This window comes from Bacillus sp. FSL R5-0585, from assembly GCF_038004545.1.
GTDB lineage: Bacteria > Bacillota > Bacilli > Bacillales > Bacillaceae_G > Bacillus_A > Bacillus_A cereus.
Genome location: NZ_JBBORJ010000001.1, coordinates 3,679,664 through 3,692,150 on the forward strand (window position 1 = coordinate 3,679,664; position 12,487 = coordinate 3,692,150).

Sequence of the window (12,487 nt, forward strand, 5' to 3'; positions counted from 1 at the left end):
TACATTTGCACAAAAACATCATCATCATACGTAACCCTTGAAACCTAGCGGAAAAATTACGCGTAGGTACAAGGGTTATTCCCGTTGTACCTACGCTTTGGCAAAAGAGCCATGTAGGTATTTTTTTATCTACATGGCTCTTTTTTTATTGTCAAAAGGCTAGTAAAAAATGATGTTTAAGCAAAACTTACTACAAAGGAGTTAACAAAAATGGAAACGAAAAAATGGGGATTATGGGTTTTAACAGCATTTGTTATCGGGAATATGGTTGGCGGTGGCGTATTTATGCTTCCAGCAAATTTAGCACAAGTATCAGGTCCAATGGGTTCTACACTCGCATGGAGTATTACAGGCCTTGGCGTATTTATGATTGCACTTGTATTTGGAAATTTAGCGATTCGTAAACCAGAATTAAAAGCTGGACCACAAAGCTATGCTCAAGCGATGTTTCCTTCAAAAAAAGCTGGTAAAGTTGCAGGATATAGTATGGCATGGGGATATTGGGCTGCTAACTGGGCTGCAACAGCATCTGTTATTATTTCCTTTGCTGGATATTTATCAACATTCTTTCCAGTTTTACAAAGTAAGCAAATTCTTTTTTCAATAAACGGATTTTCACTAGAACTCGGAAAAGGGTTAACTTTCCTTGTATGTAGCCTTATGCTATGGGGAATTCAATATATTCTTTCTCAAAATATTGATCGAGCTGGAAATATGAATCTACTTGCTACTATTGCAAAAATTATCGGATTTACAATGTTTATTGTAATTACATTATTCATTTTCAATGCTTCTAATTTCGGAGACGGTCAAACCTTTATGAATGAAGCAGGACAATCTATCTCGTTAGGTGGCCAAATCAATTCAGCTGCTATTGCAACACTCTGGGCATTTATCGGTATTGAATCAGCGGTTATGCTTTCTAACCGTGCAAAATCACAGCGCGATGTAAAAAAAGCTACGATTTTCGGATTAATTATCGCTCTTCTTATTTACATGTCAATTACTTTACTTACAATGGGAGCTCTTCCGCAAGATGCTTTAAAGGAGTCTCAAAAACCGTTAGTAGATGCATTAAATTTAGCAATTGGAAATAAAGGTGCATATATAATGGCCTTACTCGCTCTTATATCTTTATTTGGATCTACAGTTGGCTGGATTGTTGTTAGTTCAGAAGTACCTTACCAGGCAGCAAAAAATGGACTTTTCCCTAAGTTTTTCGGGAAAACAAATAAAAAAGGTAGTCCTTCAAAATCACTATTGATTACAAATGTAATGACGCAAATTTTCTTATTTTCAACGATTTCTGGTACTGTTTCAGAAGCGTATAGTTTCGCTATCGTCGTAGCAACATTAGCCTATTTAATTCCATACCTTGTTTCTACCTTGTACCAATTAAAATTAGTTATTACAGGAGAAACGTATGATATACTGCCCGGATCTCGAGTAAAAGATGGAATCATTACGACATTAGCGTTGGTATACTCTATTTGGGTTATCAAAACGGGAACTGCTGATTTAAAAACATTCTTCTTAGGAATTGGATTGTTCGTATTAGGTCTTGTTCTTTATCCAGTACTAATGAAAGACTCACAAAAAACGGATTAAATAAAGAGAAGCTGCTGGCTTCTCTTTTTTATTAAAAATCTGTAATTAACTTTTCTTTTAGCTCTCCTACAGATAAAGGTTTCGCATAATAAAATCCCTGTACATAATCACAGCTCATTGATTGTAACAAACTCTCTTGCTCTACTGTTTCTACTCCTTCAGCAACTACTGCTAAATTTAAACTATGAGCAATTTCAATAACGGATTTTACAATCGTTCGTTCTGGTTGTGCGTGATCATAATGAAATTCACGAATAAAATTACGATCAATTTTTACAATATCCAGTGGTAGTTGTTTTAAATAATATAAGGAAGAATAGCCAGTTCCGAAATCATCCAAAGCAATTAAAACACCCATATTTCTTAATTCTTGTAATGTAGCAATAATATAATCAAAATGGCGGACTGCTATGCTTTCCGTTATTTCTAATATTAAACGGTTCGGAGGAAAACCAGTTCTCTTTAAAATGCTACGTACAGAGAAAATAAAACGTTTCTGCATTAATTGTTGTATAGATAAATTCACTGATAACTTTAGTCCTTCTTGATAATTGGGCAATGTTTTAAACAATCGGCACGATTTTTCTAATACCCAGTCTCCTAGCTTTATAATAAGTCCAGACTCTTCAGCTACCGGGATAAATTCGTTTGGTGAAATAGGTCCGTCTTCTGTCATACAGCGTACTAGAGCTTCTATACCAGAATATCTCTTCGTTTTCAAATCAATAATAGGCTGCAATACTACATCTAACTCTTCATCACGAATTGCCTTTTGCAAAGCAAACTCAACTTTCATTCTACGATTTATTTTCGCGCGTAGCTCATCTGTAAAGAAACATGCAGCATTTCTCCCCTGTTCTTTTGCACTATACATAGCTAAGTCGGAGTTTTTCAATAATGTTTCCACGTCTTGTCCGTCTTGTGGATAAGAACAAAGTCCTAGACTAGCTGAAATATATACTTCATGGCCTTCAAGAATAAATGGTGCCTGGAAACATGACAACACAGATGTCGCTAACTGCCTCATATCATCTTGTCTATGATTTTTTGTTAACAGCACAAATTCGTCGCCACCTAGCCTAGCCAGAACATCTTTCTCTCCTAGTACATAATGCAACCTTGAAGCGACTTCGCTTAAAAGTAAGTCCCCTATCATATGACCTAACGTATCATTTACTAATTTAAAACGGTCCAAATCAAAGTAAATCATACCAAATTCTTTTTTATCTGCAATCAATTTATTAACGGTCGTTATTAATTGCAAACGGTTCGGCAAACTCGTTAAAGCATCATGATAGGCAAGTTCCCTATAACGACTTTCACTTAGCCGCAACCTCTGTTCCGCTTCTTTTCTACTACTAATATCATTTCGTATTGCGATAAACTGGTAAGGCTCTCCTTTTTCATTTAAAAATGGAACAATTGTTGTTTTGACCCAATAATATGTACCATCTTTTGCTCGATTCCGAATCTCACCTGTCCATACTTTCCCATTCAAAATACGTTTCCATAAGTTTTGAAAAAAGGTTTTCGGATGATGACCTGAATTTAAAATACGGTGATCTTTTCCAATTAATTCTTCTCTTTTGTATTTAGAGATTTCACAAAATTTATCATTTACATATGTAATAAGACCTTTTCGATCTGTAATTGCAACAATTGAAGACTCATCTAATGCTAACTTTAAATCTCGCAACGAAGAGTCATATAATGCATGACCTCTCTGTTCTAGCATGCGCATCTCTCCTTGCTTCTATCTGACTAAAACACAACCTGTTTCTCTTCATAGAAATAGAGATATTTCATTTTCTAATACTAGCCCTTTACATAAATTATCTTTTTAAATAAACCGATTAAAATAACATAATATTATTTGTAATAAAAAGCAATATTATACCGTTTCAATTATAACTGGTAGCTTCCCATATCTCTAATTACTTCGCGCCTTATTATACCGCAATCCTTTTAAGTAGCTCTATGCAAGCCTTGTTTCCAACTAATACCACTCATATCTGATCTCTTTGTTTTTAATAACGAAATAGAAATTAGATCATACTACATAACTATTCACGAATAATAATATGAAAATCTACATTAATGTGTATGTTTTTGAATTACAATAACAAAATATTAACATATTTTCACCTTAATTTTGGAAGTATTTTATAAATAAATACCGTATTAAACTAAAAAAGAGGATAGCCTCTTTTTTAGTTTAATACGAATATGGTATTTGCTGATAACCTGGGTATGGCATTGGATACGTTACAGGGTATGGTGATGGATAAGCTACTGGATATGGAGCGGGATAATACCCTCCACTTGTTGCACCTGTTAATGCACCAGCTGTCAGTCCGCCTAACACTCCTCCTGCAAAGCTTCCAGGGAAAAATCCGCCTCCCCATGAACTACCACCACCCCAGCCCCATCCGCCTCCGTGATGATGATGGTGATCATAGTGATTGTGTCCTCCATGGTGATGATGTCCACCGTTATGATTGTGCCCACCATGATGATTTCGATAATACAATCCATTATTTTCTATATAATTCATGTTTCTCCGCTCCTTTTCGATTTTTTCATTTTCATATACGTTAAGAGTGGGATAAAAAATGGGATAGTACACTGTATGTAGGACAAATGCGGAAAGTATAGGTGAAATGTCTATATTTTGTAAAAAAAGCAAAACACCTTATAATAAAGATGTCATATTACATCTTCTATTTAAGAAGTCTATATTGAAAAAAGATTAGGGGAATTATATAGAAATGAAGAAGCCTATCGTTCAATTACTATTAATATTTACAATTGTATCTATCGTTCTGTTCCTATTAAATACATCGTATATTTCGTTATATACATTTGTCGGTGCTCTATGGTCCATCACAATTGTCGGAATTTCATTCGTTATTTTTATAGAAAATAGATCTCCACAAAGTACGTTAGCATGGTTTTTAGTATTAGCACTTCTTCCTATTATAGGTGTGCTTTTATACGCTATTTTCGGACGCAGCCGCTGGAGAAGAAAAAAACATCTCCATCGTTCAGAAGAACAAAGAAAATTATTCCGTGAAATATTAGAAGGAAGAAGACTAGAGTTATTACTCACAGTCCCACTAAATGAACGTTCCATACATTTAACAGAAGTCATACAAAAATTTGGAGGTGGTCCTGCCGCAGATAAAACAACTACAAAACTTTTAACAAACGGAGATCAAACATTTTCAGAAATTTTGCGAGCTATAGAGCAGGCAAAGCATCATATACATATTCAATACTACATTTATAAATCTGATGAAATTGGTACAAAATTTCGAGATGCTTTAATACAAAAAGCAAAAGATGGTGTTATTGTACGCTTCCTTTATGATGGCCTTGGAAGTAATACGTTACGACGACGATTTTTGCAACCTATGAAAGAAGCTGGGATTGAAATTGTAGAATTTGACCCTATTTTTTCAGCTTGGTTACTTGAAACTGTCAATTATCGTAACCATCGAAAAATTGTTATTGTAGATGGAAAAATTGGTTTTACCGGAGGACTCAATGTCGGTGATGAATATCTTGGCCGTTCCAAGAAATTTCCTGTTTGGCGTGATAGTCATTTAAAAATAGAAGGAAAAGCATTATATAAATTACAAGCAATCTTTCTAGAAGACTGGCTCTATGCCTCTAGTGGTTTAAATACTTATTCCTGGGATCAATTCATGAATAGACAATACTTCCCAGGTAAAGAGATTTCAAATGCAGAAGGTGCTGTTCAAATCGTAGCAAGCGGACCAAGCTCCGATGATAAAAGTATTCGTAATACATTATTAGCTGTTATGGGCTCTGCAAAAAAATCCATTTGGATCGCTACACCCTACTTTATTCCAGATCAAGAAACTTTAACATTATTACGCTTAAGTGCAATTGCCGGAATAGATGTACGGATTTTATATCCAGGTAAAAGTGATAGCATCATTAGTGATCAAGCATCTCAATCCTATTTCACTCCGCTTTTAAAAGCTGGTGCTTCTATTTACAGTTATAAAGATGGTTTTATGCATGCAAAAATTGTACTCGTTGATGATACAATTGCAACTATTGGAACAGCGAACATGGATGTACGTAGCTTTGAATTGAATTACGAAATTATTAGCGTGCTTTATGAATCAAAAACAGTTCACGACATTAAACGTGATTTTGAAGAAGATTTTAAACATTCAACTGAAATTAAATGGAACTCTTTCCAAAAAAGAAGTATAAAAAAACGCATATTGGAGTCTTTCATGAGGCTCATTTCTCCTTTACTGTAGGCAATCAACTTCATCTTGATTGCTTTTTCTTTTCCCTTTATCCTCCTTCCTTTTCTTTGCATACCATATTAAAACAAGTTATCATAAGATGTATTACTTTATGAAAATAATGTTAGGTGGGAAATACATGTTAGAACAATTTCATATACATGCTGATTTAAAACAACAGCTTTCTACGATTCATGAAAAGAATAAACAAGAAGCTGGTGAAAATGCACATTTAATCGGAACGAAAATATATAAAGCGTCTGATAATAGCATTATTGAAGATGCGATTACAGCACTTCTTCTTGGCAAGAACATTCTATTAAAAGGACCGACTGGTAGTGGTAAAACAGTACTAGCGGAAACTCTTTCTTCTTTATTCCAAAAACCAATGCATAGCATTAACTGCTCTGTCGACTTAGATGTAGAGGGTATTTTAGGATACAACACACTACAAACGAAAGATGGTGCATCTGAAGTTTCATTCGTTAACGGTCCTCTTATGAAAGCAATGAAGAACGGTCACTTCCTATATATTGACGAAATCAATATGGCAAAACCTGAAACGTTACCACTTCTTCACGGCGCATTAGATTACCGTAAAATGATTACAAACCCATTTACACAAGAGGTTGTATACGGTGATGACGAATACCGTGTAATTGCTGCGATTAACGAAGGTTACGTTGGAACAAGTGAACTAAATGAAGCGTTAAAAAACCGTTTCGTTATTATTGAAGTTCCTTACATTCAAGGTGATACATTAAAAGAACTATTATTAGCAGAATCAAAATTAAATGATGTTGCAACAATTGAAAAGTTTGTTGCATTTGCAAGCGACCTTATGCCTTTAGCTCGCGATGGACGTGTAAGTGAAGAAGCAGCAAGTATTCGTGGTATTATCGACGCATGTGATTTAGGTGTATATATTCCTGTTATGCGAGCGATTGAACGAAGCATAATTGCAAAACTTAATGATGAAACAGAACAAATGACTGTCCGTGAATTAGCAGAAAGTTATTTCTTTGAGGGATAATTTATGAGACAAATTTTTAGTGACAAAAAAATTGATGCGTCGCTGTTTCTACAAATGGAAAACTTAATGTATGCCCTTCTAAAAGAAGACGATGCCTATCTTGAATATGGCTATAAAGCATACTACGACGAAATTGAAAAGAAAGTTGTCATTAGTCACTTTTGGGATGATCGAAAAGAAGAAGATACAGTAATCGGATTAAAAAGCGAAGTGTTCTTAAAAGCACTTGGTAATAAACATTACTCGGACATGACTTTAATTCGTTCTTATGCGATTGAATTGCAAGAATCGCCCCTAAAAAAGTTTTTAACACAATTATTTGTTCTATTAGAAGATTTACGCGTTGAGGAAATCGTAAAGAACTTACGTCCTGGCACGAAGCATGTTTTTAAACGTCGAAAAGAAATGTACCGCAATTATTTCGGCTCTCAAAATGAAATAAACCGTGTTCGTAATTATCACGGTGATCGTCTATTTTGCCTATGCTATCTTTCATTAACTAGCGATAAATACGAAATGTTTAATAATGAATATTTTGAGCAAATTGAAGCGATTTTACATGAAACATTCCAAGCACGTAATACAGAAGATATTATGTATATCGTTGAGAAAATTCGCTATCGCTTAGAGGCGCTTCTTGAAAGCGATATGCTTAACAACTATTTCGGACATGCTCCACTTTACTTATCTGTCCTTGCAGACGAAAAGAACTGTCGCGTCGAAGATTTAGCAAATGATGATACGCAGCTTATAGATGACGATGAAAATAAAAACAAAATGGATGAAAGTTTCTCCACATGGCATCGTGAAAATAAAAATAACGAAAACGAGAACTTTTTACGCTTTGAATTAGAAAGCGGAACAAAAACTAATATGATGGGTGATACTGCCCGTGAATCAGAAGATGGCGACCAAGCACTTGGTTCTGTACAAGGTACTTCACAAAAAAGTACACAATCCAACTTTGATGGCGCTGATACAGAAGTAGCAAGGGCTTCACACGCTTCTAGCCAGCACGACGGTGCATACGGTAAGTATAATGTAGGTGCTTCTCATACATTTAAAGAAGCTCGCAAACCAAACTCAGATGAGAAAAAAGATTACCAAGCTATCAAATCAGTCGTCAATAAAGATGTAAAAGAATTAAAGAAAATTATCAAAAAAACAATTGAAAATAAAACGAATGCGAATAGTGATAAATATTACGGAAGACTTCGTAAGAAATTCCTTCGTATTTATACCGAAAAACAACCGCGTATGTTTTATAAAAAAGGACAAGAGTCACAAGAACTCGATGTTGCATTCCAACTATTAGTTGACTGTTCTGGTTCTATGTATAACAAAATGGAAGAAACGAAGAAGAGTGTTGTACTATTCCATGAAGCTTTAAAGTCTTTAAAAATCCCGCACGCTATTAGCGGATTTTGGGAAGATGCCTCTAGCGCTAAACCTGAAGATAAGCCGAACGTTATCCATGAAGTTGTAAATTATAAAAACTCAACGTTGCCAAACGTTGGTCCAGAAATTATGCAACTTCGTGAAGAAGAAGATAACCGCGACGGATATATTATTCGTATCGTTTCTGAAAAACTTGCCAAAAGACCTGAGAAACATAAATTCTTACTAGTCTTCACAGACGGTGAGCCTTCTGCGCTAGACTATCAACAAGACGGAATTTTAGATACGCATGAAGCTGTTAAACTCGCGCGTAAAAGTGGTATGGAAGTAATCGGTATCTTCATCGAAGAAGGCGAAGCGAAAGAAGCAACTTATCAATTGATGAAAAACATTTATAACCATCACTTCTTAGTTGCAAATCATGCTGAAGATTTACGATTGAAGATTAAACCATTGCTGAAAAAACTATTACTGAAGACGATTGAATAGAAAATAGGAGCCTTGTGGCTCCTGTTTTTTCGTTCAATTACTTTGTTTCTGGTTGAAACTTGTATGGAATGGCTACTTCTAATAAAGATTCAAATCCTCCGTCATAGTATGGGAAACGCTCATTCGCAATTGTTCGATCTACCCACTCTATTGCAGAAATTTCACCTTCATCTTCCGCAATAAGTTCCCCTTTTACTACATTCGCTCGGAATGTAAAAAATAGTGCATGATTCCCTGATTCTTCAAAGAATTTTTCATTGATCGCAACAAGCCCCCCAGCCAAGGCGGTTAAACCTGTCTCTTCTTTCACTTCTCTTATTAGTGCTTCCTCTAATATTTCACCTTTTTCCACAGCCCCACCTGGCAATGACCAAACGTTTTGTTCTACATTATGTACCATTAATATTTTATCTGTTTCTTCGTCATGTATTAGTGCGTATACGACATCAACTCTTTGCATAAGACTTCTCTCCTCCCAAAAATAATGAAGAGCCGATTCCTAAGAATCGACTCTTCCTATTAATTCATCACTAACTCAGCTGCAAGCTTTTTTTTTAACTTAGCCAGCATGTCAGTTGTCATTTTATCTAAATCGTATTCTGCTTTGAAGCCCCACTCTTTCATTGCTGCTGTTGCGTCAATAGAGTTTGGCCAGCTATCAGCGATTGTTTGACGAGCTGGATCTACTGCATAATCCATTGTAAACGTCGGAATGTGTTTACGAATTGACGCTGCAATTTGCTCTGGCTCGAAGCTCATTGCTGTAATGTTAAATGCATTTCTATGCACTAGCTTACTTGGATCAGCTTCCATTAATGAAATGATCGCTTGTAAAGCATCAGGCATATACATCATGTCCATGTACGTTCCTTCAGCAATGTATGAGGTGTATGCACCTTTTTTAATCGCCTCATAATAAATTTCAACTGCATAATCAGTCGTTCCGCCTCCTGGAGGCGCTACGTAAGAAATTAAACCTGGGAAACGGACACCGCGCGTATCTACACCAAACTTTTGATGATAATAATCACACAGTAATTCTCCTGCTACTTTGTTTACCCCATACATCGTAGTAGGACGCTGAATTGTATCTTGCGGTGTATTATCTTTTGGCGTTGATGGACCGAATGCACCGATAGAACTTGGCGTGAAGAACTTACAGTTTAATTCACGAGCTGCTTCTAGAGCATTTACAAGTCCACCCATATTTAAATTCCATGCAAATAACGGATTTTTTTCTGCTGTTGCTGAAAGTAAAGCTGCTAAATGAATAATTGTATCTACTTCATTACGCTTTGCGATATCATGTAGTTTTTGTCCATCTGTTACATCTAACGTTTCAAATGGACCAGACGTTACTACTTCACTGTCTGTTTCACGAATATCTGTTGCAATAACATTTGATGCGCCGTATACATCACGAAGTTTCATTACTAGTTCAGAACCAATTTGCCCTAAAGAACCGGTTACTAGAATTTTTTTCATTTTCCCCACTCCTCATTTGCAAGCTATTCAAAAGATGTCGTTACTTAAATGATGCCCATTTCTTTTCCTACTTTTTCATACTTAAGAATTGCTTCATCTAACATTTCTTTCGTATGAGCTGCTGTAGGCATATTACGAACGCGCCCTGTCCCTTTTGCTACAGTTGGGAACACGATAGATTTCGCGTATACACCTTCTTCATTTAGACGTTTACTAAATTCTTGTGTTAATACTTCGTCCCCAATGATACAAGGTGTAATTGGCGTTTCACTTTCCCCAATGTTAAAGCCAAGTTCTTTTAATCCTTGTTTCAAGTAGCGTCCATTTTCCCATAAACGATCGTGTAACTCTGTGCTTTCCATTAAGATTTCAATTGATCTCATACAAGCTGCTGCATCAGCTGGTGTTAATGCTGTAGAGAATAAGAATGGGCGTGAACGAACTTTTAACCAGTCAATTAAGTTTTGTTTCCCTGCTACATACCCACCAATTACCCCAATTGCTTTTGATAATGTACCAATTTGGAAATCAACTTTATCAGAAAGACCGAAGTGCTTTACAGTTCCTGCACCTTTTCCAAGTACACCTGAACCGTGCGCATCATCTACGTATGTCATTAAATCTAACTCTTCTGCAATCTCAACAATTTCTGGTAGTTTTGCAACATCTCCATCCATCGAAAAGACACCATCTGTAATTACCATTAATTTATTGTAAAGACCTGATTCTTTCGCCGCGATTGCTTTTTGGCGTAAATCTTCCATATCAGAATGTTTATAAACAATAATTTTTGCTTTTGATAAACGACTACCGTCAATAATAGATGCATGATTTAATTCGTCTGAAAGAATCGCATCATTTTTATCCATAACAGCTGAAATCGCTGCCATATTACAGTTAAATCCTGATTGATAAGCAATTGCTGCTTCTGTATGTTTAAACTTTGCAATTGTTTCTTCTAACTTAATATGCAAATCTAAAGTACCGTTAATTGTACGAACAGCCCCTGCTCCAACACCGTACTTATGAATAGCACCAATTGCTGCTTCTTGCAAACGGCTATCTGTTGCTAATCCAAGATAGTTGTTTGAAGATAAGTTAATATATTCTTTTCCGCCAATTGTAATGATTGGTCCATTTGAACTCTCAAGCGGATCAATTACGTTATAAAGCCCCTTTGATTTTAAATCCTCTAAATTTTCTTCTAAAAATTTCGCAAGTGTTTTACTAGACATCGTGAAGCCTCCCATCGTTCATGTAAGCGGATTATTGTCTTAATAGTTCTAATAATCCCTCTACTAGCTTAACACGTTTTCAGAATTTATTATAGAAAAATAGTTTAAAGTAACCGCTTACAATTTTAGATTATATATGATTCATTACAATAAATCTATCATTTACTTTTCATATTTGATAGAATTAAAAAAATATTTCGGGAGGTTTCAAACATGGCATTTACAGAATCTGATGTATACAATAACACAGCATTTTTCGAACAATATATGAAACGAAGATATCGAGAAAATAGCCCAAATGAATCCATTGAAAAACCAGTATTCTTTCAGCTCATTGGTCATGTACGAGGAAAACAAATTCTCGATTTAGGCTGTGGTGATGCTAGGTTTGGCGCGGAATTATTAGAAAAGGATTGCTACTCTTACACCGGCATTGAAGGCTCCGAACTTATGTATGAAAAAGCTAAAAAACAACTAGAAAATAAAAATGGATCTGTTCATTTTTTAAACCTCAAAGATTATACCTACCCCTCTTCCACTTTTGATTTAGTAACATCTAGACTCGCCTTACATTATATTGAACATCTTGATACCATTTTTCAAAATGTATTTCAAACTTTAAAAACAAATGGCACCTTTACCTTTAGCGTTCAACATCCCGTTATTACTTCTTCATTTGAAAGCTTACAAACGAGTGGTAAAAGAACGAGTTGGCTCGTCGATGATTACTTTAAACTAGGCAAACGGGTTGAACCATGGATTGACCAAGAAGTTATTAAATATCATCGTACAACGGAAGATTATTTCACATTATTACAGCAAGCCGGATTTACCATTACATCATTAAAAGAAGCTACACCAAATCCAACCTATTTTCAAGATGAAGAAGAGTATAAACGTCGCTTACGTATTCCTCTCTTCCTCTTATTTTCTTGTACCAAATAAAAAAAACG

At 35.5% G+C, this 12,487-nt stretch carries 10 protein-coding genes; 5 read left to right on the top strand and 5 right to left on the bottom strand.

Annotation, left to right across the window (positions count from 1 at the left end; all coding sequences use genetic code 11):
• Window positions 1-210 precede the first annotated feature (210 nt).
• On the top strand, window positions 211-1,608 hold the full coding sequence (locus MKY38_RS19090; protein ID WP_000448450.1) for an amino acid permease: 1,398 nt from the start codon (window positions 211-213) through the stop codon (window positions 1,606-1,608).
• Window positions 1,609-1,639: 31 nt separating this feature from the next.
• Here the strand turns inward: MKY38_RS19090 and MKY38_RS19095 are convergent, their stop codons facing one another.
• Complete coding sequence (locus tag MKY38_RS19095; protein ID WP_000893350.1) at window positions 1,640-3,343, bottom strand: putative bifunctional diguanylate cyclase/phosphodiesterase; 1,704 nt, start codon at window positions 3,341-3,343, stop codon at window positions 1,640-1,642.
• A gap of 480 nt (window positions 3,344-3,823) precedes the next feature.
• A complete protein-coding gene (locus MKY38_RS19100) occupies window positions 3,824-4,162 on the bottom strand; it encodes a hypothetical protein (protein WP_001106382.1) in 339 nt (112 codons plus the stop codon).
• A gap of 214 nt (window positions 4,163-4,376) precedes the next feature.
• Here MKY38_RS19100 and MKY38_RS19105 point away from each other — a divergent pair, with 214 nt between their 5' ends.
• From MKY38_RS19105 to MKY38_RS19115, 3 genes are all read left to right on the top strand, one after another.
• A complete protein-coding gene (locus MKY38_RS19105; RefSeq protein ID WP_341049444.1) occupies window positions 4,377-5,906 on the top strand; it encodes a cardiolipin synthase in 1,530 nt (509 codons plus the stop codon).
• A 127-nt stretch (window positions 5,907-6,033) separates the two neighbouring features.
• Window positions 6,034-6,927, top strand: coding sequence for an ATP-binding protein (locus MKY38_RS19110; RefSeq protein ID WP_000892973.1), 894 nt, complete (start codon window positions 6,034-6,036; stop codon window positions 6,925-6,927).
• A 3-nt stretch (window positions 6,928-6,930) separates the two neighbouring features.
• Entirely contained in the window at window positions 6,931-8,814 is a 1,884-nt protein-coding gene (locus MKY38_RS19115) for a vWA domain-containing protein (RefSeq protein WP_341049447.1), read from the top strand.
• Between the two features lie 37 nt (window positions 8,815-8,851).
• On the opposite strand, the gene MKY38_RS19120 is transcribed toward MKY38_RS19115, so the two are convergent.
• From MKY38_RS19120 to MKY38_RS19130, 3 genes are read right to left on the bottom strand one after another with little or no spacing between them, the layout of a single operon-like run.
• Window positions 8,852-9,274 carry an NUDIX hydrolase gene (locus MKY38_RS19120; RefSeq protein WP_001189940.1) on the bottom strand — a complete coding sequence of 141 codons (423 nt, stop codon included), beginning with the start codon at window positions 9,272-9,274 and terminating at the stop codon, window positions 8,852-8,854.
• A gap of 59 nt (window positions 9,275-9,333) precedes the next feature.
• The gene (locus tag MKY38_RS19125; RefSeq protein ID WP_000723124.1) at window positions 9,334-10,299 is read right to left on the bottom strand and encodes an L-threonine 3-dehydrogenase; all 966 of its coding nucleotides are present in this window, start codon (window positions 10,297-10,299) and stop codon (window positions 9,334-9,336) included.
• Between the two features lie 44 nt (window positions 10,300-10,343).
• On the bottom strand, window positions 10,344-11,534 hold the full coding sequence (locus tag MKY38_RS19130; protein WP_000095905.1) for a glycine C-acetyltransferase: 1,191 nt from the start codon (window positions 11,532-11,534) through the stop codon (window positions 10,344-10,346).
• Window positions 11,535-11,747: 213 nt separating this feature from the next.
• Between MKY38_RS19130 and MKY38_RS19135 the strand changes: the two genes are divergently transcribed.
• Window positions 11,748-12,479: a class I SAM-dependent DNA methyltransferase gene (locus MKY38_RS19135; protein ID WP_309305224.1), complete on the top strand. Its 732-nt coding sequence runs from the start codon at window positions 11,748-11,750 to the stop codon at window positions 12,477-12,479.
• The last annotated feature ends 8 nt before the right edge of the window (window positions 12,480-12,487 follow it).

What these genes read in the sequence shown, in the direction of transcription:
- MKY38_RS19090 (WP_000448450.1), top strand. Translation starts at nt 211, where the DNA reads ATGGAAACGAAAAAATGGGGATTATGGGTTTTAACAGCATTTGTTATC.
- MKY38_RS19095 (WP_000893350.1), bottom strand. Translation starts at nt 3,343, where the DNA reads ATGCTAGAACAGAGAGGTCATGCATTATATGACTCTTCGTTGCGAGAT.
- MKY38_RS19100 (WP_001106382.1), bottom strand. Translation starts at nt 4,162, where the DNA reads ATGAATTATATAGAAAATAATGGATTGTATTATCGAAATCATCATGGT.
- MKY38_RS19105 (WP_341049444.1), top strand. Translation starts at nt 4,377, where the DNA reads ATGAAGAAGCCTATCGTTCAATTACTATTAATATTTACAATTGTATCT.
- MKY38_RS19110 (WP_000892973.1), top strand. Translation starts at nt 6,034, where the DNA reads ATGTTAGAACAATTTCATATACATGCTGATTTAAAACAACAGCTTTCT.
- MKY38_RS19115 (WP_341049447.1), top strand. Translation starts at nt 6,931, where the DNA reads ATGAGACAAATTTTTAGTGACAAAAAAATTGATGCGTCGCTGTTTCTA.
- MKY38_RS19120 (WP_001189940.1), bottom strand. Translation starts at nt 9,274, where the DNA reads ATGCAAAGAGTTGATGTCGTATACGCACTAATACATGACGAAGAAACA.
- MKY38_RS19125 (WP_000723124.1), bottom strand. Translation starts at nt 10,299, where the DNA reads ATGAAAAAAATTCTAGTAACCGGTTCTTTAGGGCAAATTGGTTCTGAA.
- MKY38_RS19130 (WP_000095905.1), bottom strand. Translation starts at nt 11,534, where the DNA reads ATGTCTAGTAAAACACTTGCGAAATTTTTAGAAGAAAATTTAGAGGAT.
- MKY38_RS19135 (WP_309305224.1), top strand. Translation starts at nt 11,748, where the DNA reads ATGGCATTTACAGAATCTGATGTATACAATAACACAGCATTTTTCGAA.